This is a genomic window from Burkholderia sp. Ap-955, assembly GCF_011753045.1.
GTDB classification, from domain to species: Bacteria; Pseudomonadota; Gammaproteobacteria; order Burkholderiales; family Burkholderiaceae; genus Burkholderia; species Burkholderia lata_D.
Genome location: NZ_VWWH01000004.1, coordinates 135,252 through 157,889, shown reverse-complemented (window position 1 = coordinate 157,889; position 22,638 = coordinate 135,252). Strand labels below are relative to the sequence as shown.

The 22,638-nt window shown below is 66.2% G+C and carries 22 protein-coding genes; 11 read left to right on the top strand and 11 right to left on the bottom strand.

Translation table 11 applies throughout. The features are described from left to right. Nucleotides 1-72: 72 nt before the first annotated feature. The 4 genes from F3J15_RS04010 to F3J15_RS03995 form a co-directional block, all read right to left on the bottom strand. Entirely contained in the window at nt 73-951 is an 879-nt protein-coding gene (locus F3J15_RS04010; protein ID WP_205190672.1) for an alpha/beta hydrolase family protein, read from the bottom strand. A gap of 110 nt (nt 952-1,061) precedes the next feature. Next, nucleotides 1,062-1,802 (bottom strand): alpha/beta hydrolase, encoded by a 741-nt coding sequence (locus F3J15_RS04005; RefSeq protein WP_166887997.1) that lies wholly within the window; start codon nt 1,800-1,802, stop codon nt 1,062-1,064. Further along, entirely contained in the window at nt 1,799-2,605 is an 807-nt protein-coding gene (locus tag F3J15_RS04000; protein ID WP_166887995.1) for a DinB family protein, read from the bottom strand. Before F3J15_RS04000 ends, F3J15_RS04005 begins: the two co-directional genes overlap by 4 nt. 176 nt (nt 2,606-2,781) lie before the next feature. Next, the gene (locus F3J15_RS03995; protein WP_069252395.1) at nt 2,782-3,213 is read right to left on the bottom strand and encodes a YciI family protein; all 432 of its coding nucleotides are present in this window, start codon (nt 3,211-3,213) and stop codon (nt 2,782-2,784) included. Between the two features lie 209 nt (nt 3,214-3,422). Here F3J15_RS03995 and F3J15_RS03990 point away from each other — a divergent pair, with 209 nt between their 5' ends. After that, on the top strand, nt 3,423-3,653 hold the full coding sequence (locus F3J15_RS03990; RefSeq protein WP_046549636.1) for a hypothetical protein: 231 nt from the start codon (nt 3,423-3,425) through the stop codon (nt 3,651-3,653). A gap of 42 nt (nt 3,654-3,695) precedes the next feature. On the opposite strand, the gene F3J15_RS03985 is transcribed toward F3J15_RS03990, so the two are convergent. From F3J15_RS03985 to F3J15_RS03970, 4 genes are all read right to left on the bottom strand, one after another. Next, nucleotides 3,696-4,397, bottom strand: a complete 702-nt coding sequence (locus F3J15_RS03985) for an MBL fold metallo-hydrolase (RefSeq protein WP_166887993.1) — start codon at nt 4,395-4,397, stop codon at nt 3,696-3,698. A 208-nt stretch (nt 4,398-4,605) separates the two neighbouring features. Beyond that, nucleotides 4,606-6,039 carry an MFS transporter gene (locus F3J15_RS03980; RefSeq protein ID WP_166887991.1) on the bottom strand — a complete coding sequence of 478 codons (1,434 nt, stop codon included), beginning with the start codon at nt 6,037-6,039 and terminating at the stop codon, nt 4,606-4,608. A gap of 160 nt (nt 6,040-6,199) precedes the next feature. Next, nucleotides 6,200-6,961 carry an ABC transporter permease gene (locus F3J15_RS03975; RefSeq protein WP_083266168.1) on the bottom strand — a complete coding sequence of 254 codons (762 nt, stop codon included), beginning with the start codon at nt 6,959-6,961 and terminating at the stop codon, nt 6,200-6,202. Nucleotides 6,962-6,964: 3 nt separating this feature from the next. Beyond that, nucleotides 6,965-7,909: an ABC transporter ATP-binding protein gene (locus F3J15_RS03970; RefSeq protein ID WP_166887989.1), complete on the bottom strand. Its 945-nt coding sequence runs from the start codon at nt 7,907-7,909 to the stop codon at nt 6,965-6,967. Between the two features lie 434 nt (nt 7,910-8,343). Here F3J15_RS03970 and F3J15_RS03965 point away from each other — a divergent pair, with 434 nt between their 5' ends. The 10 genes from F3J15_RS03965 to F3J15_RS03920 all read left to right on the top strand — a co-directional run bounded on the left by F3J15_RS03965 (nt 8,344) and on the right by F3J15_RS03920 (nt 18,458). Beyond that, nucleotides 8,344-8,640 (top strand): cupin domain-containing protein, encoded by a 297-nt coding sequence (locus F3J15_RS03965; RefSeq protein WP_089448242.1) that lies wholly within the window; start codon nt 8,344-8,346, stop codon nt 8,638-8,640. A 618-nt stretch (nt 8,641-9,258) separates the two neighbouring features. Further along, the gene (locus F3J15_RS03960) at nt 9,259-10,863 is read left to right on the top strand and encodes a DUF2957 domain-containing protein (protein WP_069252389.1); all 1,605 of its coding nucleotides are present in this window, start codon (nt 9,259-9,261) and stop codon (nt 10,861-10,863) included. A 71-nt stretch (nt 10,864-10,934) separates the two neighbouring features. Further along, on the top strand, nt 10,935-12,188 hold the full coding sequence (locus F3J15_RS03955; protein ID WP_166887987.1) for a DUF2957 domain-containing protein: 1,254 nt from the start codon (nt 10,935-10,937) through the stop codon (nt 12,186-12,188). A gap of 73 nt (nt 12,189-12,261) precedes the next feature. Next, the gene (locus tag F3J15_RS03950; RefSeq protein ID WP_089448240.1) at nt 12,262-13,086 is read left to right on the top strand and encodes an OmpW family outer membrane protein; all 825 of its coding nucleotides are present in this window, start codon (nt 12,262-12,264) and stop codon (nt 13,084-13,086) included. A 122-nt stretch (nt 13,087-13,208) separates the two neighbouring features. Further along, nucleotides 13,209-13,712, top strand: a complete 504-nt coding sequence (locus tag F3J15_RS03945; RefSeq protein ID WP_069252386.1) for an activator protein — start codon at nt 13,209-13,211, stop codon at nt 13,710-13,712. 182 nt (nt 13,713-13,894) lie between these two features. Beyond that, the gene (locus F3J15_RS03940) at nt 13,895-14,398 is read left to right on the top strand and encodes an activator protein (RefSeq protein ID WP_166887985.1); all 504 of its coding nucleotides are present in this window, start codon (nt 13,895-13,897) and stop codon (nt 14,396-14,398) included. Nucleotides 14,399-14,633: 235 nt separating this feature from the next. Beyond that, nucleotides 14,634-15,719, top strand: a complete 1,086-nt coding sequence (locus tag F3J15_RS03935; protein WP_166887984.1) for a hypothetical protein — start codon at nt 14,634-14,636, stop codon at nt 15,717-15,719. A gap of 507 nt (nt 15,720-16,226) precedes the next feature. Then, nucleotides 16,227-17,369: a glycosyltransferase gene (locus F3J15_RS03930; RefSeq protein WP_166887983.1), complete on the top strand. Its 1,143-nt coding sequence runs from the start codon at nt 16,227-16,229 to the stop codon at nt 17,367-17,369. After that, nucleotides 17,366-17,860 (top strand): hypothetical protein, encoded by a 495-nt coding sequence (locus tag F3J15_RS03925; protein ID WP_166887982.1) that lies wholly within the window; start codon nt 17,366-17,368, stop codon nt 17,858-17,860. Before F3J15_RS03930 ends, F3J15_RS03925 begins: the two co-directional genes overlap by 4 nt. 13 nt (nt 17,861-17,873) lie before the next feature. Further along, nucleotides 17,874-18,458, top strand: a complete 585-nt coding sequence (locus F3J15_RS03920; protein WP_069252381.1) for a dual specificity protein phosphatase family protein — start codon at nt 17,874-17,876, stop codon at nt 18,456-18,458. Nucleotides 18,459-18,542: 84 nt separating this feature from the next. On the opposite strand, the gene betA is transcribed toward F3J15_RS03920, so the two are convergent. Genes betA through betI form a run of 3 tightly spaced genes read right to left on the bottom strand, consistent with a single transcriptional unit; the run spans nt 18,543 to nt 22,355 of the window. Then, the gene (betA, locus tag F3J15_RS03915; RefSeq protein ID WP_069252380.1) at nt 18,543-20,243 is read right to left on the bottom strand and encodes a choline dehydrogenase; all 1,701 of its coding nucleotides are present in this window, start codon (nt 20,241-20,243) and stop codon (nt 18,543-18,545) included. Nucleotides 20,244-20,268: 25 nt separating this feature from the next. Further along, nucleotides 20,269-21,738, bottom strand: coding sequence for a betaine-aldehyde dehydrogenase (gene betB / locus F3J15_RS03910; protein ID WP_089448234.1), 1,470 nt, complete (start codon nt 21,736-21,738; stop codon nt 20,269-20,271). Between the two features lie 32 nt (nt 21,739-21,770). Continuing rightward, nucleotides 21,771-22,355: a transcriptional regulator BetI gene (betI, locus tag F3J15_RS03905; protein ID WP_021160333.1), complete on the bottom strand. Its 585-nt coding sequence runs from the start codon at nt 22,353-22,355 to the stop codon at nt 21,771-21,773. Nucleotides 22,356-22,638 lie beyond the last annotated feature (283 nt).

Sequence of the window (22,638 nt, the reverse complement as noted above, 5' to 3'; positions counted from 1 at the left end):
GGGTGGTCGATGCCCGCGCATCGTACCACCGGGTTCGACGGGCCGCGTCGTGACGCGGCGATGCGGCGCGCGTCAGCCCGCGCGCGTCATGCCCGGCGCACGGGGCGCGGGATGGTACGCATAGCCGCCATGCTGGAACGACGTCGCGAAGAACCGCATCTGGTAGCGGATCGCATTCGCCCAGTAATCCCACGTATGGCCGCCAGGCCGCTCCGCATAGTCGTGCGGCACGCCGAGCGCGACGAGCCGTTCGTGCAGCGTGCGGTTCGAGCCGACGAACGCGTCGTCGCGGCCGCAATCGATCGTCAGGTCGAGATGCGCACGCAGGAACGCGCTGGCGCTGGCGACGATCACGTTGCGGTCCCAGAACGACGGATGGCGGCCCGGGTCGCCGAATACATGGTCGATGCCCGGCTCGTCCGCGCAGCAGCGCGGATCGACCGCGCCGCTGATGCTGCCGACCGCGCCGAACGTGTCGGGCCGGTCGAGCGCGATGCGCAGTGCGCCGAAGCCGCCCATGCTGAGCCCGGTGATCGCGCGGGCACGTTGCGTGGCGATCGTGCGGAAATGCAAATCGACGTAGGACACGACTTCGTCGCCGATGAAGGTTTCGTAGCGGCTGCCCGAGTCGAACGGGCTGTCGATGTACCAGCTCTCGTGCCCGCCGTCGGGCATCACGAGGATCACGTGGTAGCGGTCGGCCAGCGCGGCGATGTGCGTGTTCGACGTCCAGTCGGTGTGATCGCCGCCCGAGCCGTGCAACAGATAGACGACCGGATAGCGGTCGCCGTCGCGGGTGCCGCGCGCATAGGCGTCGGGCAGCACGACGGTTGCCTTGAGCGTCTCGTGCATCGCGGCGCTGGGAATCACGACGACCCGCGCGTGGAAGGCGAGAGCAGGGCCCGAAATGGCGATCAGCAGAAGTAGCCAGAAGGCGCGTGCCAGGTACATCGATCCTCGCATGTGTCGACCCCATCCGGCACCGGGCGCCGGGAAAACCCTGTTTGGACGACTCTAGCAACCGCGCCTTTCAACCATATTTCGGCGAATCCTACGGGTTGTCAGGCGGGCGGTGCGGACACGATGCGCCCGAGCGCCGCGCGAAACGCATCGGGTTGCTCGGCCGGGATCAGGTGTCCGCAGCGCGCGATCGTGTCGAAGCCGGCGCAGCGCGCGAGCGCCCAGTCGGGCACGTGCCAGCCTGCGCGCGAGCGTTCGCCGGCCATCAGCCAGACGGGGTGACGCGCGAACACTTGCGCGAGTGCCTGCAGATAGCCCGGTTCGCCCGTCGTCGCGACCACCGAGCGGCCCATCGCGCGCAGCGTCGACGCGGGCTGATGCGCGAGCCAGCGGCGGGCGTTGTCGAGCAGGCCCGGCGACGGCGCGTCGATCGCGCCACGTAGCCAGCCTTGCGGATCGGCACGCAGGCCGTCCAGCATCGCGTCGGCTTCGGCAGGCGTCATGCGGCCGACCGACGCCGACCAGAACGCATCGTCGAGCGTGAAGTTGCCTTCGACGTTGACGATCCGCCGCACGCGTTCCGGGTGCGCATGCGCGAACAGCATCGCGATCGCGCCGCCGACCGAGTGGCCGACGACATCGACCGGCTGCGCGCCGAAGTGCGTATCGACGGTGTGGCGAAGGTGCTCGACCTGCGCGGCGAGTGTGATCGCGTCGAACGGTGCCGTGCGATGCGCGCCGTAGCCGAGCAGGTCGGGGGCGAGATGCGGGCCGTTCCACCCGTGCACGTCGAGCGTGCCGATGAAACCGTGGATGAAGACAACGGGCGTGGGCTGGGTCATGGGGCGGGCGTGGAAGGAAGAGGCGGCAACGCGAGTTCGGCGAGCAGTTCGTCGAGTTCGAGCACGTGCGTGCGGTCGTGGTCGAGCAGCTCGCGCACGAGTTCGTCGAGCGACATGCGGCGGATGCCGTCGCGCAACCCGCAGCGTGCGAGCTGCGCGGGCGCCAGCGCGGCCGCGGTGGCACACAGCGCGGCGCGGCCCGTGCGGAATGCCGTGACGGCAGCGTCGAGCGGCTGCGCGAGATAGTCGCGTTGCGCGGCGAGCGCGGTGCCGTCGACGGATGCAATCACGGGCAGGTCGAGCGTGCGTACGGCGTCGATGCGCTCGGCGAACACCGCGTCGAGATCGCGCAGGTGGCACGCGTGCTCGACGAGCGAGAAGCCCGTGCCGTCGGGGCGGCGTGTCCACAGCGCGGCCGGCACGTGCGCCGCATACGCGGCGAGCTGGTCGGGCAGGCGGGCCAGCGCGGCGACGACGTCGACGAACGGCAGCACGTGCGGATACGCGCTGAACACCGCGCCGTAGCTGAACAGCGTGCCGCCGAGCCGCCCGCGTGCCTGCACGACATCGTGACCGTGACGGCGCATGATTTCCGCGACCATCGCGCCGCAGAACTGGCGGGCCGTGGTGTCGGTTTCGATTTCGGGGAATTTGTGCGCAATCTCGTGCTGGATCGCGCCGATCGCGGCGACGCCCACGCGCGACAGCGCCGCGAATTCGACATAGCGCTCGGGTTGCGCGATCAGCGCTTCGAGCTGGACGCCGAGCGGCGTGGTGCGGAAACGGTCGAAACGGGAATGCATGACGGAAGGAACTCGCCGGGTAACGTATCAAAACGATACGTTACCCGGCCAGGCCGCGTCAATCGATTTGCCGAGGAGGGGCGACGGAGCGAGGCGATGCACCTCGGTCATTGTCCGATAGTGGCCCGGCGCCACCGGGCGCCACGCTGCGCTCGATCCGGGCTTCCGCCCGCCGCTCAGGACTTCTGCCGCGCGTCGATCTCCGTACGCATCCGCGCTTCCTGCTCCTGCAGCTCGGGGGTGAGCGCCGCGCCGAAATCCTCGGGAGAAAAGATTTGCCGGATCTCAATGTCCGATTCGACGGGCATCGGGTTCGGGCAGCGTTTCACCCACTCGACGGCTTCGTCCATCGATTTCACTTCCCACAGCCAGTAGCCGGCGATGAGTTCCTTGGTTTCGGCGAACGGGCCGTCGATGACCGTCCGATCCTTGCCGGAGAAGTGCACGCGCTTGCCGCGCGAACTCGGATGCAGCCCTTCGCCGGCAAGCATCACGCCGGCTTTCACGAGTGCTTCGTTGTATTGGCCCATTGCGGCCAGCAGTTCGGTGTCGGGCATCGCGCCCGATTCGGAAATGGCGGTTGCCTTGACGATGACCATGACGCGCATTGCTGTTTCTCCTTGAACAGGCGTTGACGGTTGCCGCCGACGGTGCCGACGGCAAAACGATCGGTTACGACAACACGACGCGTGAAGATGGCGCGAATCGACATTGTGCGTGAAGAACTTTTGCGTGCGGCCGCGCGGGCGGGCCTGGCTGCGGAACCCGTCGCCAAAACTGGTATGCTGATCCTCACCACGTTCACGCGGAGGACGCCATGGCTGCTAAGGAAGTCTCGAAGAAGAAGTACCTGAAAATCCTGAACAAACGCCTGCGTGCCGAGCCGGCGGCCCCGGCCGGCGCGTCGTTTGTCTTTTTCCCGCTGGGTGCGAAGGCGAAGAACGCGACGGGTGTCGTGTCCGGCGACACGCGCAGCAAGCGCGAACTGGCGGTGATGGCCGCGGTGCAGCGCAAGGCGGCCGAAGAGTTCGTCGTCGCCGGCGCCTGACCGGAACCTGTTGCACCGCCGCTGGATTGCCGCCTCCGCCACTTACGCGGCGGCGGCCTCGCAATGCGCGATCGCGCCGGCGAGCACGCGCGGGATGTCGTGCGTGATGGCCGGGCCGTGCATCGGCAGGATGACGTCGAGATCGAGCGCCTGGATCCGGCGCAGCGCACTCGCCAGGTGGGCGAGCGACGGCAGGTAGTCCGAGCGGCGGATCGAATCGACGATCGCCGGCAGCGGGTCGTCGACGGCTTCGTCGCCGAAGCGCATCAGGATGTCCGACGACAGTAGCGCCTTGTACGCCGGCAGATAGACGACCAGCGCATCCCATTGATGGACATGCTTCGTGAAGATCGGCACGAGCTCGACGCCGGAGATCTTCGTCGGCTCGCCGTCCTTCAGCGGCTTCGCGCGCACACCGAAGATGTCGGCCAGCCCGTGCGTGCAGATCGGATGCGCGTACGCGACGAGCGCCGGATTCGCCGCGAGGAAGTCGGGCAGTGCGCCCATCTCGTCGACCTCGAAATGCGGAACGATCACGCTGTTCACCATCGACGGCGTGATGCCGACGGTCGCGAGGCTCTCGGTCAGTTGCGGAAAGTTGGAACGCGTGCCCGTTTCGATGCAGACGACGTCGCCGTTCGGCGACCGGACGAAGAACTGGCTGAAGCCGAGCTTCAGCTTGTCGATATAGGTCGTTGCGCGAAACAGGCCGCTGCGGATTTCTTCGATACGAGCGTGATCCATCGATGCAATCCTTGCGCGGGCAGTGGGGGCCGGACACCACTGTCGCGCGATCGCCGCGGTGTGCCGCCGGGCGTGCGCGCGACTCGGTGCCTCGATTCAGTCTAGCAGCGTCGATCTTGCCGCGAATCCTGGCAGTTGCGCAGCAGCCGGCCGGGCCCGGCACTGAGCACCTGCCCGGTCGTCAAGAACCCCCAGGCCGATCAGGCGCTCAGGAGAGCTTGTCTGCCGCCGCCGCGTACCTGCCACCGCTACCCGCTTCATCGCCCGCCGCGAGCTGTTCCAGCGCGAGGCCCTTCGTCTCGATCCCGAGCGTCCACACGGCAAGCGCGGCCGCGATGAACGACAGCGCACCGAGCGTGAACACGCCGGCCTGGCCGAACACCGGCAGCACGACGCCGACCACGTAAGGCCCGATCAACGAGCCGACGCGCCCGATCGCTGACGCGAAGCCCGAGCCCGTCGCGCGCGCGCCGGTGCCGTACAGCTCGGGCGTATAGGTGTACAGCGCGGCCCACATCCCGAACAGGAAGAACTGCATCGCGAGGCCGGTGCCGATCAGCAGCGCCATGCTGCCGCCGTACAGCGCGCTCTGGCCGTACGCGTACGCCATCGCGCCGCCGCCGATCAGCGACGCGATGCAGGTCGGCTTGCGTCCCCAGCGTTCGACGAGCCACGCGGCGCACAGGAAGCCCGGCACGCCGCCGAGCGAGATCAGCACCGTGTAGAACACCGATTTCGTGACCTCGAAGCCGGCCTGCTGCAGCAGCGCGCCCAGCCACGACGTGAGGCCGTAGAAACCGAGCAGCGCGAAGAACCACAGCAGCCACACCATCACCGTGCGGCGGCGGTACGCGCCGCTCCAGATCTCGCGCAGCGCGCCGCGCCCGCGGGCGGCGACCGGCTCGGCCAGCCGCGACGGCGGCGGCAGCGTCGTGACGCCGGCCGAGCGCATCACCTTCGCCTCGATCGTGTGCATCACCGTGTCGGCTTCCGCATGTCGGCCCGCATGCTCGAGCCAGCGCGGCGATTCCGGCACGATCCGACGCACGACGAGCACGAACACGGCGGGAATCGCGAGCAGCGCGAACACGGTGCGCCAGCCGAACTGCGGCAGCACGAAGTACGCGACGATACCGGCCGTGATGAAGCCGAGCGGCCAGAAGCCATCCATCAGCGCGATCAGGCGGCCGCGCTTCTCGGTCGGCACGAATTCCGACAGCAAGGTCTGCGCGACCGGGAATTCCATCCCCATCCCGATCCCGAGCAGCACGCGGTAGACGATCAGCGCGTCGACGCTCTGCGCGGTCGAGCACAGATAAGACGCCGCGCCCCACAGCACCATGCTCCACTGGAACACGGGCCGGCGGCCGAAGCGGTCGGCGAGCAGGCCGGCGACGGCCGCACCGAGCACCATCCCGAAGAAGCTCGCGCTCGCGACGAGGCCGGCGGCCGCGGTCGACAGCCCGAACTCCTTGCGGATCGAGCCGAGCACGAACGTCATCGTGCCGAGGTCGACCGAGTCGAAGAAGAACGCGATCGCGATGATGAAGAAGATCCGCTTGTGATAGCCGGAGAACGGCAGGCGTTCGAGCCGGGCGGCGGCGGAGGCGGAGGCGGAGGCGGGAGCGGTGGCGGCGGGCATGGCGTCCTCTGAAATGAAAAGGGGCCGCGAAGCGCGTGCTTCGCGGCCCCGATGCTTCATCTTCAGTAGACGCGACCACAAAATGCCGCATCAGAGGAAAAGCGCCGCCTGCTTGCCCAAATGCGTCATCGGCGGCGGCGCGGGATGCGGCCGTCTTGCGTCAATTCTTCAGCTTGTAGCCGGTGCGGAACATCCACGCGACGATCGCCAGCAGGATCACGAGGAACAGCGACGTCGCGCCGAGGCTGACGCCCACGTGCACGTCGGCGATCCCGTAGAACGACCAGCGGAAGCCGCTGACCAGATAGACGATCGGGTTGAACAGCGTGACGACGCGCCACGCGGGCGGCAGCATGTCGACCGAGTAGAAGCTGCCACCGAGGAACGTGAGCGGCGTGATGATCAGCAGCGGCACGAGCTGCAGCTTCTCGAAGCTGTCGGCCCAGATGCCGATCACGAAGCCGAACAGGCTGAACGTGACCGCCGTCAGCACGAGGAACAGCACCATCCAGAACGGATGCAGGATGTGCAGCGGCACGAACAGGCCGGCCGTGGCGAGGATGATCACACCGAGCAGGATCGACTTCGACGCGGCCGCGCCCACATACGCGATCACGATCTCCCAGTACGACACGGGCGCGGAGAGAATTTCGTAGATCGTGCCCGTGAAGCGCGGGAAGTAGATGCCGAACGACGCGTTCGAGATGCTCTGCGACAGCAGCGACAGCATCACGAGGCCCGGCACGATGAACGAGCCATAGCCGATGCCGTTCACGTCGCTGATGCGCGAGCCGATCGCGGAGCCGAACACCACGAAATACAGCGACGTCGAAATCACCGGCGCGATGATGCTCTGCATCAGCGTGCGGCGCGTGCGGGCCATTTCTGCGCGGTAGATCGCGCGGATTCCATGGAGGTTCAAGTGTCAGGCTCCTTGCAGGCCGTTGCGGCGGTTGTCGATCAGGCTGACGAAAATGTCCTCGAGCGAGCTCTGCGTCGTGTGCAGGTCGCGGAAGCCGATGCCGGCCGAGCCGAGCGCGTTGATCAGCTTCGCGATGCTCGCGTCGTCGCGCTGTGAGTCGTACGTGTAGACGAGCGCGGCGCCGTCGGCCGCGCGTTCGAGCCCGAACGGCGCGAGCGCGGGCGGTACGTCGGCGAGCGGGTGTTCGAGCTGCACGGTGAGCTGCTTCTTGCCGAGCTTGCGCATCAACTCGTGCTTTTCCTCGACGAGCACGAGCTCGCCGCCGAGGATGATACCGATGCGGTCGGCCATTTCCTCGGCTTCCTCGATGTAGTGCGTGGTCAGCAGGATCGTCACGCCGCTCTCGCGTAGCGAATCGACGAGCTTCCACATGTCGCGGCGCAGCTCGACGTCGACGCCGGCCGTCGGCTCGTCGAGGAACAGGATGCGCGGCTCGTGCGACAGCGCCTTCGCGATCATCACGCGGCGCTTCATCCCGCCCGACAGCGTCATCAGCTTGTTGTCGCGCTTGTCCCACAGCGACAGCGCCTTCAGCGTCTTCTCGATGTACGCGGGATCGGGCGCCTTGCCGAACAGGCCGCGGCTGAACGACACGGTCGCCCAGACGGTCTCGAACGCGTCGGTGGTCAGTTCCTGCGGCACGAGGCCGATCATTTCGCGGGCCGCGCGGTAATGATCGCGGATGTCGTGGCCGCCGACCGTCACGCGGCCTTCGGTCGGCGTGACGATGCCGCAGATCGAGCCGATCAGCGTCGTCTTGCCGGCGCCGTTCGGCCCGAGCAACGCGAAGATCTCGCCGGGGCGGATGTCGAGGGTCACGTGCTTCAGCGCCTGGAAGCCGGACGCGTAAGTCTTGGAGAGGTCGGAGACGGAAAGGATCGGTTGCATGCTCACGGATGGCACGGCCGGCCGGCGCGACGGCGTGCGCCGTGCGTGCCCGGCGTCGCCGCCGCTGCGAAGCGGCCGGGACCGGGGACGGCATGGCGAACGGGCGTCATGTCGAACGGCGTTGTGGTGCGGGATCGCAGGACCGCCATATTAGCAATCGGCAGATGGAAATGCATTCTCGTGGAAAGGGCGTGCGTTGCCGGTGCCGGATTTGCGTGAATTGACGGTGCGTCGCTGCATAACGTGGCGATTTATTTGTGGTGCGTGAACAATGGGTGCCGTTTTCATCGAATCGGGCTGCGATCGCGTTTCGGCGCGACGGCAGCGCTGCCGGCCGGCCGACTGTGCCGCCCGAAGGCCGTCGCGCCGTACCGGGACGGCATGCGCTGCGCTCGCGATAATGCGTTCCTTTCATCGTTCACGGAGCGGGGCGCATGTCTTTGGTCGATTTCAAATCCGTGGCGGCGGCGCAGCCCGTCGCGTGGAAATCCACGATCGTCGGCGAGGTCGGGCCGGCCAGGATCAAGGTGCTGCGCATGGATGCGCAGGCTTACGAAGCGGAAGTGCACGACTACAACGAGGGGCTGCTGGTGCTCGATGGCCGGATGATGCTCGAGGTCGCAGGCGAGACGATCCTCGTGGAGGCCGGGCAGATGTACCTCGCGCTCGCCGGTGTGCCTCATGCGGTGCTGCCGGGCAGCCACGGCACGCTCGCGATCATCGACGTGTAAGGTTGCGCCGCAACATGCAGGCGGGCCGCTCAGGCCCGGCTGGCTTGGCCAGGCGCGGATTGGCGGTCGCCATTCAAACGCGTGTTATACAGCCCGGGTATTTGTCTGAGCAAATAAAAAGAAGGCTGTTTGAAAAACTGTTAAATACCGTGTAAACGCTAGGATTGCGTGGTTCCGGTCGTTTGGAACTCTGCATCCATTTACTTGTGGGTATCGTCCGATCATAGTCTCCACCAACGACGCATCACGATAACGAATCAAGCGTACGGATGGAGACCCATACATGAGACGCCTATCCGCGGGGCCAGTCGGACTGCCGTTTCCCGTTTTTTCGCTGAATGCCGGCGCGATGCAGATCGCGTGCCTGCGTTGTCCTGTCGCCGTGTAGCGGCGAACCATTTCCCGTTTCGATTGTTCTCACGGCGCCGTGCCGCATGACGGCGCCGCGGGAGCGCGCTCGCCTGCCGCCGCGGCGTGTGCCGCATTTGCCTGACCGGCATCGCGGCTCGCCCAGCGAGCACTGTCATGCGCCGCGCGTTCGCGCCGCGGCGCGATACCAACCGGCGGGCCATGCAGCCTGTCCGGACGAGACTTGTCGTACCTGAAAAGGAGGGGTTGATGATTTGCATTCCTGAATGGCGGAAGGCGATTCTGTCGTGCGCGGTAGTCGCTTTGCCGTTCGTCGCCGGTTGCGGCGGCGGCGACGATCCGGGGCCGATCAACGTGCCGCAGTGCTCGGGCAGCGCGTGCGGGCCGAGCGGCTCTGAAACGACGCCGCCGGTCGTGACGAAGCTGTGTCCGGACGCGCTCGATTACACGACGACTTATACGGGCGGCGCAGGCAGTGGCGAGTATGTGAAGGTGAAGTTCGATACCACGAAGCTCACCTACCAGATGCAGTTCCTCGACTCGTCCGTGCCGACGTCTGCGGGGCAGATCAACAACACGCGCGCGGGCCTGACGATCAGCGGCGCGTTCCATCATCCGACCAATCTTCCGACCGCCGAGCAGAACCGCTGCGCGTTCGTGCTCGACAGCGGCGCGACGAGCGATGGCGCTTATGCGGTGACGATCAATCGCGCGGATCCGCCGATGCTGTTCGTCGGTAACGGCGTCGTGGGCGGCGGGATTCCGGGCGCGACGATCGCGTTCCAGGGGATCGAAGTCGTGCCGGGTTACTTCCTCGGTACCGTACCGTCGCGCACGTTCGACTTCTATCCGTTCATCGGCTTTACCGCCACGGAAACGGATTTCACGAAGGTGGCCGGCGCATACAACGAAGTCGGCATTCACCTGTCGCCGACCGGCACCGGCTATCAGACCACCACGCCGCAGGGCTGGCAGCCGGATGTCGTGAACTGGAACCAGACGCTCAATGCGGACGGCTCGTGCACGATTACGCAAGGCAGCGACTACTCGTGTCAGACGACCGGCACGCCGTGGACGTTGCGCAAGAACGCGGACGGCACGTCCGACAACGTATTCGTCAGCAACGCGCAGCCGGGGCAAGCGTATCCGTCGGCCGGCCAGGGGCAGCCGATCGTGCTTCTCGTGCCGAGCCAGGCCCATGGCGTGATGATCGTCGGCAAGCTGAACGGCGCACTGGTGCCGGTGGTGATCCGTGTCGGGTACGCGTATGCCCCGCCGGGCAATCCGTTCGGTTCGGTGGCCGATGCGGAAGTCGGCATCTCGATGCTCGCGCCTTCCACACCGGTTGCGGCCAACGTGCTAAAGGGCGGGTTCATCGGAGCGACGAGCGCGTCCGCGTGCGGTGTGGTGACGAACAACGGGCCGTCGAGCAATGCGGCTGCTGCGCGACCGAGTTTCGATCCGACGATCCCGCATCCGGAGCTGCCGGGCGTGTTCAACACCAGTTTCAATTACTTCGCGCCGTCTGCCGGCAACTGTACCGACGGCACCGCCGTATCGACCCTCGCGGCGAACTACACGTCGACGCTCTTCCAGGGTAATACCGCGGCATTCATCGATCCGCAGACGTCGTCGGAGACGGCTCAGTTCGGGCTGGACTATACGCAGGCATCGCCCGGCAAGATCGCGGTCACGGCCAACAGCGACTTCAACGCGAAGGGCGCCAGCGGCAACGTGGCGATCTTCAAGAAGGGCGATACGGGCTGGATCGTGACGGCCGGCAACGTCTACGCGATGGTCGTCAACAACAGCCAGGTCAACCCGTTCTTCACGGTCGGCGCGTTCGTCCAGTAACCCTGCATTGAACACGTAACACCGGCGGCGCATGCGTCGCCGCCGGCGAATCGAATTTCAAGAGGATTCCTATGAATTTGAAGCAATGGATGGCAGCGGCCTCGCTCGCACCCGTGCTGGCAGCATGCGGCGGAGACGGCGACCCGCCGCCCGCACCGGTGGTCCGGCTGTGCCCGCAGACGATCGACTACAACACGGTGTTCATCGGCGGGTCGGGGTCGGGCGAGCTCGTGAAGGTGCAGCTCGACACGACGAAGATGACGTACCGGATGACTTATCTCGCATCGCCGGTGCCGACCACCACGGGCACCGTGCAGCCGACGCGCGACACGGCGCCCGCCAACGTGGTCGACGGCACGCTGGCCGACGAAACCGGGCTGCCGACGGTGAAACTGAACCAGTGCACGTTCCGGATGCAGAACGCGAGCCTCGACCCGAACCGGCCCGCGCGGCTGTTCCTCGGCGAAGGCGTGCTGGGCGGCGCGATTCCCGGCGCGACGATCCAGTTCGATGGCGTGATCGGCGTCGGCAAGATCCCGAAGACGACGTTCCCGTACTACCCGTTCATCAGCTTCTCGTCGCTGGAAACCGACCTGACGAAGATCGCCGGCACCTACAACCAGCTCGGCTATCACCAGGTGCCGTCGCAGAGCTTCCAGCCGGTGGCGCTCGACCAGAAGGTGACGATCAATGCGGACGGCAGCTACGTCGAGACCGACAACTTCGGCAAGAAGAACGGCGGGCAGCCGCTTGCATCGAGCGCGACCGTGAACCAGCCGTTCACGCTGCGGCCCGATGCGCCGGCGTTCCAGTCGCTCAACTACCTGCCGCAGATTCCGCCGACGCTCGCGGCGGTCGATCCGGCGAAGGCCGGCAAGGGGATCCTGATCGTCGGCAAGCTGCGCAACCAGCTCGTGCCGGTATTCATCCGCACCGGCGCCGCGAACGCGGACCTCACGCAAGGCCCGCCGAGCGCGGACGACGAATCGGGCATTTCGTTCCTGAGCCCGCAGACGGCGATAGCGCTCGGCTCGCAGAACGGCGAGTACACGGGGGTCGACAGCGCGTTCAACTACCGCGCGACCGCGCTCGTCGGCGCGCAGGCCACGCTGCTCGATCCGTTCAATGCGTCGCAGGCCGCGCTTACGCGTGCGCTGAACCTCGACTACACGCAGAAGGTGCCGGGCGTCGTGACGACCGTGCATGCGGACGCGGCGTCGGGGCCGACGACCGGCAAGTTCGTGTTCACCGGCGGCGTATTCGGGTTCCTCGACATGAACGATACGACCAACCCGTACTTCACGGTCGGCGCATTCGTGCAGTGACGCACGCCTGGATGGAGACACGGTGGCGCCGCGCGCAGATGCGCGGCGCCCGGACAGAATGAGGGGAGACTTCATGAAGAAGCTGATTGTCGCGGGTGTCGTCGCAGGCGTGTCGACGCTCGCATCGGCCCAGCAGGCGGGCGACAACGTCGCGACGCTGGGCTGGCTGCACATCATGCCGCAGGATTCGACCAACGGGCTGACGACGAATCTCGCGAGCATGCCGATCAACGGGCCGCTGCGCCTGCCCGGGTCGTTCACGTCGCCGGGCACGAGCCTGACGGTCAACAACGCCGATACCGTCGGCCTCACGCTCACGCACTTCTTCACCGACCACATCGCGGTGACGTCGGTGCTCGGCGTGCCGCCCGAGTTCACGCTGACCGGCCACGGCGTGATCAAGCCGCCGGGCCCGGCCGGCGCGCTCGGCAACGTCGACATGGACAAGACGGCGAACCAGCCGGCGGTGAAGAACGCACGGCAGTGGAGCCCGACGGTCATCCTGCAGTACTACTTCAATTCGCCGACGGCGCGGTTCCGCCCGTTCGTCGGGATCGGCGTGGCCTACAGCTGGTTCAGCAACATCGAACTGAACGGCAACTTCGCGAAGGACATCAACGAGAACCTCGGCAGCGTGCTCGCGGCCGGCGCCGGCAAGCCGGGGGCGACGTCGGTGGAGGGCAAGGCGTCGTCGTCGTTCACGCCGGTCTACAACGTCGGCGCGAGCTATGCGATCGACAAGCACTGGGGCGTGACGGCGACGCTGACCTACATGCCGCTGAAGACCTACTCGTCGCTCGTGATCAAGGCGGCCGACGGCTCGACGCTCGCCACCACGCGCACGCGGCTGAAGGCTGACCCGCTGATCACGTTCGTCGGGATTTCCTACAAGTTCTGAGCCGACCGGTGCGCATGACGCGCGTCGGCGGCTTCCTGCGACCGGCTGGCCGGTGTCGTTCCGGCCGGAAGGTCGCGTTCCTGGCGGCGTGCCGCCATTTGTGAAGAGAGGGGGCAGTTCAAATGAGCATTCGCAAAATCGTATCGCTTGTTGCTGCAGTGGCTTTCACCGCGGTTTCGGCCGCGCCTGCTTTCGCTGTCACCGTTTCGCGTGCCGACGGCCAGCCGATGAACCCGAACGGCGAGCCGTTCTCGGCGTCGGGGATCACGAATCTCAGCAAGGGATCGATCAGCGCATCCTGTACCGCGACCTTCAACGGCACGATCACGTCGACCGGCATCGTCAACATCACGTCGACGCAGTTCACCGGCGGCGGGACGTGCGGCCTCATCGCTGGCAGCGCGAGCAGCGCGTCGCCGTGGACGGGGCAGGCTGACAGCACGACACAGCTGTCGATCAATAACGCGAAGGTGACCGTGACGCTGCTTGGTACTTGCGGGCCGAGCAAGGTCGTGACGGCGTGGAGCGATGCGAACTCGTCGCTGACGTTCAACAAGGCCGTGCTGACGCCGGATTGCACGGTGGGCGGCACGGTCCTGACGTCGCCGAAGTTCCACGTGCAGTAAGCGTCGCAGATCGAAGCAGGATGCCCGCCGCGCGCGAGGGCCGTGTGGTATGTGCGGCGGGTATTCGCGGTTTCGATGGGTCCGTGCCGTCGCGTGTATCGGCGCGGCGGCCGGATTCATTCTGCAGAGCGGTCGCGTTTCTCGTGTAAGGCCGCCATATATCAAGAGAGAGGGCCGTACAAATGAAAATTCGTCAGATTGCACCGCTTGTTGCTGCAGTGGTGTTCACCGCGGTTTCGGCTGGGCCCGCACTTGCGGTAACCGTTTCGCGCGTGGACGGCCAGCCGATGAATCCGAACGGTGAGCCGTTTTCGGCGACGGGGCTGACCGCGCTCACCATAAAGCAGATCATCGCGAACTGCTCCGTGACGTTCAACGGAACGATTACGCCGGCGGGTATCGTCAATATCGCGTCGGTGCAGTTCAGCGGAGGCAGCTTGTGTCAGCTGGTCAGCGGCAGCGCGAGCGGCTCTTCGCCATGGACAGGGCAGGTGGACAGCGCGACACAGCTTTCGGTCAACAACGCGCAGGTGGACTTCAAGGTGCTTGGAGCGTGCGGGCCGAGCAAGATCGTGGCGAAATGGAACGATTCGAATTCGTCAATGACTTTCAGTAATGCTGAATTGACACCGGATTGCAAGTTTTCCGGAACGCTCATGGCGTTGCCGAAGCTCCACGTGCAGTAAGCGCGTCGCGAATCGACGCGGGTTGCCGTTGCGCACGAGGGCCGTGCGAGATGTATGGCGGACTCCCCATTTCTAGATGCATTCGTGTCGTCGCGCGTATCGGCGCGACGGCCGGCTGGCCGCCCGTGTCGCGATCCGATTCGGGTGGACATGCAGGGCTGGCGTGGCGTGCCGCGCTGTCCGATTCGATTGAAACAACACAATTCCAATTGGCCAGAACTATCCCGGAAGACCCATGCTTACCGATCCAGCAAAGTATGGAGATGCCCGCGGCGCGACGCCTGACCGGCTGCGCACGGCCGCGTGGCTGCAGTACCTGATCGAACATCTCGATGCGGCCGCTTGCGCGGCGCAGGCGGGTGACGCTGACGACACGACCGTCATGGCGGCACTCGCGATACGCATGCGGGCTGGCGCGAACCTGTCCCGAACGGCGACAGCAATGCTTCACCGGCTCGCACCGTGGATCGCGTCGGACGCCTGCGCATGCGACCTGACCGACCCGCTCGGCGCGTGCTCACATGTGCCTTCGATGCAGCAACTCGCCGAAGCCGAACGCAGCTGCCCCGGCTCGCACGCTGTGTTCGACGGCGCGTACGGCGTGATCGATGCATGCGCATTCGACGATCCCGATGTCGGCTGGGCCGCGCTCGAGCGGATTGCCGGTGGTGTCGAATGCAATGGGGGCGATGACGGCGAATGCACTGAACATGAAAACGGCGCGCAGGACGACATGCCGCCTGCGAAGAACCAGAGAGACAGGCTGGCCGTTGCCGCGGCGGCGAGTGGAGAAACGTCGGCGATGCCTGGCACCGTCATCGATGCGATCGTGCTGCGCTTGTGCGGGCCGCGCGACGATGCATCGCGCATCGACGAGATGGCTGCGCTCGTGACGTTCTCGGCCGTACTCGCCGCCGGCGACGGGACCTCCGTTGCCGCGTATGGCGGTCAGCACAACCTCATTGCGCGGGCGATTCGCACGCATCGTGCCGATCTCGCGTCGGCGGACGGGCTGCTCGCGGCGTTGTCCGTGTGCAGGCTCGATCAACTCGTCGGCGCGGGCAGTTTCTGGGCCTACTACCTGCTGGCGGGCATCGTGATTGCAGCGCCGGACGCCGTGCACGAAGTCGGTCGCCGCTTTCACGGTGACGAGTGGCAGGCGTGGCTCGATCACGTGCTCGCGTGGCCGGCGGTCAGCCGCTTCGGGCCACAGGAGGACGCCGCGTTCGAACGCCTGCAAGGCGCAATGAGCCTGACGTCGCGATGGAACCCGATCGTCCGCGGGAAACGGATGCGGAAGCGGGGTGTTGTAACGCCCTGATTCGGGGAGCACGTGGGACACGGCCGGCTGGGGCATCGCCTTGGCCGAAGCGACACGCAAGGATTCCAAACGAATCCCGCAGGAGCGCCCTGGCTCGTGCCGAAGTGCCGGCCTCGTTCGCAAGCGCGAGCGGGTGCCAGGCGGCGGCGCGCTGAGCCTTCGTGCCGTCGGTGCCCACGCTGGCCGCGCGCCACGCCGTCCACACCATCTATCCTTCCTGACCGCCTGACCGCCTGACCGCCTGACCGCCTGACCGCCTGACCGCCTGACCGCCTGACCGCCTGACTGCCTGACTGCCTGACTGCCTCGCACCTCCCCCAATCCAGGCATCCTCGACCGAACGCAGTATGATTCCGCAGTCGATGCCGGCGATCGCTTCGCTGTAGCCGCCCGCCCGCACCGCCAAAGATCTGCCAAGCTTGTTGTAAGCCGGACGCAAACAGCCGCCGCGTGAGAGCGCCGCCGCGAACCCGTCTCCGGACCACCTTCATCGAAACGGTCAGTCAGATGTCAAAGCAAAACAAGAAGATCCTCCTCCTGAGCGTCAGCGCCGGCGCCGGCCATACCCGAGCGGCCGAAGCGATCCGCGCGTTCGCCGACCACCACCCCGCCGGCATCGAAGCCACCCACCTCGACGTGATGGATTTCGTGTCCACCGGCTTCCGCAAGCTGTACACCGATCTCTACATCAAGCTCGTCAGCAGCCAGCCGGCGCTGTGGGGCTACCTATACCAGAAGACCGACGAAGTCGATCCCGCCGCGCCGTCGCAGAAGATCCGGCGCGCGATCGAGCGGCTCAATTGCCGGACGCTGCTCGCGGAGATCGAGCGGCAGCGCCCGGACGCGATCATCTGCACGCACTTCCTGCCCGCCGAACTGCTGTCGCGCGAGATCCGCAAAGGGCGCGTCGACACGCCGGTGTGGGTGCAGGTCACCGATTTCGACCTGCACAGCATGTGGGTCGTGCCGAACATGCGCGGCTATTTCGCGGCCAACGACGAGATCGCGTGGCGCATGCATGCGCGCGGCATGGCGCCCGACAAGGTGCATGTCAGCGGCATCCCGATCATGCCGGCGTTCGGCCAGCCGCTCGACCGCGCGGCCTGCGCGGCCGAGTTCGGCCTCGACCCCGCGCGCCCGACGTTCCTGATGATGTCCGGCGGCGCGGGCCTCGGCGGGCTCGACGTGCTGGCCGCGCGCCTGCTCGAGATGGATGCCGACTTCCAGTTGATCGCGCTGGCCGGCAAGAACAAGGCGATGCTGGCGTCGTTGCAGGAACTGGCCGCGCAGCATCCGGGCCGGCTGTTTCCGCAGGGCTTCACGCAGCAGGTCGAACGCCTGATGGCCTGCGCCGACCTCGTGATCACGAAGCCGGGCGGCCTGACGACGTCCGAATGCCTTGCGATGCAACTGCCGATGATCGTCAACTCGCCGATTCCGGGCCAGGAAGAGCGCAATGCGGATTTCCTGCTCGAACAGGGTGTCGCGCTGAAGGCGATCGACGACGATGCGCTGGTCTACCGGATCCGCGCGCTGCTGCAGACGCCGGAGCGTCTTGCCGACATGCGCCGCCGTCTCGCGCCGCTCGGGCGGCCGCTCGCCGGCCGCTTCGTGCTCGATCGCGTGCTGGGCCTGGAGCCCGCCGCATGAGCGTCGCGCGTTTTGTGCCGACACGCCATACGGTGTTCGTCGTCGCGTGGGTCGTGCTGCTCGCGTACTTCTTCGCGAACGTCGAGATCCAGATCGAAGGCAGCGCGGGCTGGGCCGCCAACCTGCCGACGTGGCGCATCGAGCATCACTGGCTGCTCGATATCTTCTGGGGCGGCCGGCCGATGACCGGCTACCACGCGTGGGTGTTCCCGTTCGTCGCGCTGTTCTTTCACCTGCCGGCCGTGTTCAACGGACGATGGTCGTGGCGCATCGAAGCCCGCATCATCGCGTGCATCATGGTGTTCTGGCTGACCGAGGATTTCCTGTGGTTCGTGCTGAATCCGGCGTATGGCCTGGCCCGCTTCAATCCGGCGAATGTGCCGTGGCATATCCATTGGCTGGGCGTAGCCCCGACCGACTACTGGACGATGAGCGCCGCCGCGATCGTGCTGTTCATTTTTTCCCGCGAGCGCAAGCGCGCCTTTTATTGATCCCTGACCCGACATGAAAACCGCCGTCATTGCCGCGATCGCCGTCACGCTTGCCGGGCTCGTGCAGCCGGCCCACGCGGACCCGGCTTCCGAAGTGTCCGCCCGGCCGATCAAATGGGCGCAGAGCGTGGCCGATGCGCATGTGAACAACCTGCATCGCATCACGCCGACGCTGTACCGCAGCGCCCAGCTGTCGCGCTCGGACGTGCCGGAACTGCAGAAGCTCGGCATCCGCAAGGTCATCAGCTTCCGTTCGTTTCACGCGGACGACACCATCCTGGCCGGTACGCAGATCAGGATGCAGCGTATCCGGATCAACACGTGGGACATCCGCGACGAAGACATGGTTACCGCGCTGAAGGCGCTGCGCACGGCCGACCAGGACGGCCCGGTGCTGATCCACTGCCAGCACGGCGCCGATCGTACCGGCCTCGTGTCGGCGTTGTACCGGATGGTGTATCAGGGCTGGACGCGCGAGCAGGCGCTCGATGAACTGCAGCACGGCGGCTACGGGTTCCATCCGATCTGGCAGAACATCACGAACTACTTGAAAAACGTCGACGTCGAGCGTTTGAAGCGGGAAGTGAACAGCGGCTGACGACCCCATGCAAAACGCCGCCGACAATCACTGTCGGCGGCGTTTTTTCAGTACGCTGATGCGCGGGCAACACGCCCGCCGTCGTCAGACCGTCTCCGGCTGCCGCACCGCCTTTGCGATGTTGCGAGCCATTGCCCCGTTCGCGACAAAGTACGGCACATCCACACGCGCAAGCGCCTTGCGCCCGCGAATCCTGTCCGCGATCTTCTCGGCGATCATGATCGTCGGCGCATTGAGGTTGCCGGTCGTGATGATCGGCATGATCGACGCATCGACGACGCGCAGCCCTTCGAGCCCGTGCACGCGGCCTTCTTCATCGACCACGGCCATGTCGTCGTAACCCATCTTGCACGAGCACGACGGATGGAACGCGGTCTCCGCACGGGCGCGCACGAACGCGTCGAGTTCCTTGTCGGACTTGCAGTCCGCACCCGGATTCAGCTCGCGGCCGCGATAGCGATCAAGTGCCGGCTGCCGCATGATTTCGCGCGTCGCACGGATCGCGTCGCGGAACTCGCGCCAGTCGAGCGCTTCGGCCATGTAGTTGAACAGGATGCTCGGATGATCGTTCGGATCGCGCGAGCGCAGCTTCACGCGGCCGCGGCTCGGCGAGCGCATCGAGCCGACGTGCGCCTGGAAGCCGTGCATCTCGATCGCGTTCGAGCCGTTGTAGTTGATCGCCACCGGCAGGAAGTGATACTGGATGTTCGGCCACAGGTCGTCGTCGCGCGTGCGGATGAAGCCGCCCGCCTCGAAGTGGTTGCTCGCGCCGAGGCCGGTGCCGTTCAGCATCCATTCGAGGCCGATCTTCGGCTGGTTCCACCACTTGAGCGCCGGGTACAGCGAGACCGGCTCCTTGCACTCGTACTGGATGTACATCTCCAGGTGATCCTGCAGGTTCTGGCCGACACCGGGCAGGTCGAGCACGACGGGAATGTCGAGTGCCTTCAGCCACGCGCCGGGGCCGACGCCCGAGCGCTGCAGCAGTTGCGGCGATGCGATCGCGCCGCTGCACACGAGCACTTCGCGGCGCGCATGCGCGGTCGCGCGTTCGCTGCCGCGCAGGTACGTGACGCCCGATGCGCGCTTGCCGTCGAACAGGATGCGATCGGCGAGCGCGTGCGTGACGATCTCGAGGTTCGGTCGCACCTTCGCCTGGTCGAGGTAGCCGCGCGCGGTGCTGGCGCGGCGGCCCTTCGGCGTGACGGTGCGGTCCATCGGGCCGAAGCCTTCCTGCTGATAGCCGTTCAGGTCATCCGTGCGCGGATAGCCGGCCTGCACGCCCGCATCGACCATCGCCTCGAACAGCGGGTTCACGCCCGGCTTGCTGGTCGTGACCGACACGGGGCCGCTGCCGCCGTGATAGTCGTTCGGGCCGACATCGCGCGTTTCGGCTTTCTTGAAGTACGGCAGGCAGTCGAGATACGTCCAGTTCTCGAGGCCCTTGTGCGTCGACCAGTTGTCGTAGTCGAGCGCGTTGCCGCGTATGTAGCACATGCCGTTGATCAGCGACGAGCCGCCGAGCCCCTTGCCGCGGCCGCATTCCATCCGGCGGTTGTCCATGTGCGGCTCGGGGTCGGTTTCGTATGCCCAGTTGTAGCGGCGGCCCTGCAGCGGGTAGGCGAGGGCGGCCGGCATCTGCGTGCGGAAGTCGAAGCGGTAGTCGGGGCCACCCGCTTCGAGCAGCAGCACCGTCACGTCCGGATCTTCCGTCAGGCGCGTTGCGAGCACGTTGCCCGCGGAACCTGCGCCGCAGATGATGTAGTCGTATTCGCGTGTCGTCATGACGGTCAATCTCCTTTCGTGATCCTTAAAACACCGGGTTGTAGCGGCCGAGCTCGACCTGCACCGACTTGATTCGAGTGTAGTGCTCGAGCGTCGTGATGCCGTTCTCGCGTCCGACACCGGATTGCTTGTATCCGCCAACCGGCATCTCGGCCGGCGATTCGCCCCACGTGTTGATCCAGCAGATACCGGCTTCGAGACGATGGATCGTGCGGTGCGCGCGCGACAGGTTCTCGGTCACGACGCCGGCCGCGAGGCCGTAGTGCGTGTCGTTCGCGCGGGCGATCACTTCGTCCTCCGATTCGAAATCGAGGATGCTCATCACCGGCCCGAAGATTTCCTCGCGGACGATCTTCATGTCGTCGCGGCAATCGCCAAACACGGTCGGCGCGACGTACTGGCCGCTGCCGAAGTGACCGTCGGTCAGGCGCGTGCCGCCCGCGAGCAGCTTCGCGCCTTCGGCCTTGCCGCTTTCGATGAAGCCGAGCACCTTGTCGAGCTGCGCGGCCGACACGAGCGGACCGAAGTTGGTATCGGCATCGGTCGGCTTGCCGACGCGGATGCGCTTCACGCGTTCGAGCACCTTCTGCGTGAACGCATCCTTGATCGAGCGGTGCACGAACACGCGCGTGCCGTTCGTGCAGACCTGGCCCGAGCTGAAGAAGTTGGCGGTCACCGCGATGTCGGCCGCGCGGTCGAGGTCCGCATCGTCGAACACGATCAGCGGCGATTTGCCGCCGAGCTCCATCGTCACTTCCTTCAGCGACGACGCGCCGGCCAGCGACATCACCTTCTTGCCGGTTTCGACGCCGCCGGTGAACGACACCTTCGCGATGTCCGGGTGGCCCGTCAGCAGCGCGCCGACCGAGCCGTCACCCTGCACGACGTTGAACACGCCGGCCGGCACGCCGGCTTCCGTATAGATTTCCGCAAGCTTCAGTGCGGTGAGCGGGGTAACTTCGCTCGGCTTGAACACCATCGCGTTGCCGGCCGCGAGCGCGGGGGCCGTCTTCCAGCACGCGATCTGGATCGGGTAGTTCCACGCGCCGATGCCCGCGCACACGCCGAGCGGCTCGCGGCGCGTGTAGACGAACGATTCGGCGCGCAGCGGCACCTGCAGCCCTTCGATCGCGGTCGCGAGGCCCGCGTAGTACTCGATCACGTCGGCGCCGGTGACGATGTCGACCGCGAGTGTCTCGCCGATCGGCTTGCCCGTGTCGCGCGTTTCCAGCGCCGCGAGTTCGTCGTTGCGCTCGCGCAGCAGGTCGACCGCGCGGCGCAGGATGCGCGAGCGCTGCATCGCGGTCATCGCGGCCCATTCACGCTGGCCTTCCTGTGCGGACGCCACCGCGCGGTCGACGTCGGCCGCGCTGGCCTGCTGCACCTGCGCGAGCAGTTCGCCGGTGGCGGGATCGAAGGTGTCGAAAGTCTTGCCGCTCGTGGCGTCGACGTAACCGCCGCCGATGTAGAGGCGCTGCAAACCGAATACGGACATGAGGATCTCCTTGAGGGCGACTGCGTCGCGCGTCAGTCGGACGCGAGCAGCAGGTCGATGTAATCGTGGGCGAGCTTCAATGCCGCCCGGGTGTCGATGGGGCCGCCGGCGAGTGCGCCGCGCAGCCACAGGCCGTCGATCAGCGCGGCGAGGCCGCTGGCGGCTTCGCGCGCTTGCGTGCGCGGCAACGCCTTCGCGAATTCGGCGCACAGGTTCGAGTGGAGGCGCCGCGTGTTGACGTGCTGCAGGCGCTTGAGCATCGGGTCGTGCATGCTCTGCGACCAGAACGCGAGCCATGTCTTCATCACGGGCGCGCTGACCTGCGTGTCGTCGAAGTTCGCGGCGACGATCGCGCGCAGCCGGGAGCGCGGGTCCTTGCGTGCCGCCACGCGGCGGCGCGTGGTGGCCGACCACAGGTCGCGCAGCACGTGCCGCATCGTCGCTTCGAGCAGGCCGTCCTTGTCGCCGAAGTAGTGGCTGACGATGCCCGTCGAGATGTTCGCGCGTTGCGCGACCGAAGCGAGCGTCGTGCCGGGCAGGCCCGCTTCGTCGATCGACCGCAGCGTGGCGTCGATCAACTGTGCGCGGCGAATCTCCCGCATTCCGACTTTCGGCATCGCGACTCCCTTCGCCCGGACGGGCCGTCCATGGAAGTCGAGAGCTTAGCGGTTTTTTATTGATCGTTCAATCAACAAAAAATCGGGGTCTGACGGTGAAGACGGTACCCCGGCAGGTGAGCGGGGCCTCCGATCGCGCGTTGTGCAGGTGCGGAAAAATAATTGAAAGATGATTAAAAAAGCTGGAGTTTGTTTAAAACGGTTTCTGAAGTGAGCGATCAATCCGGTTAATCGTTGCAGGTGCCGAATCGATTACGGAATGAAAGAGTATTGAGTAGTGTGA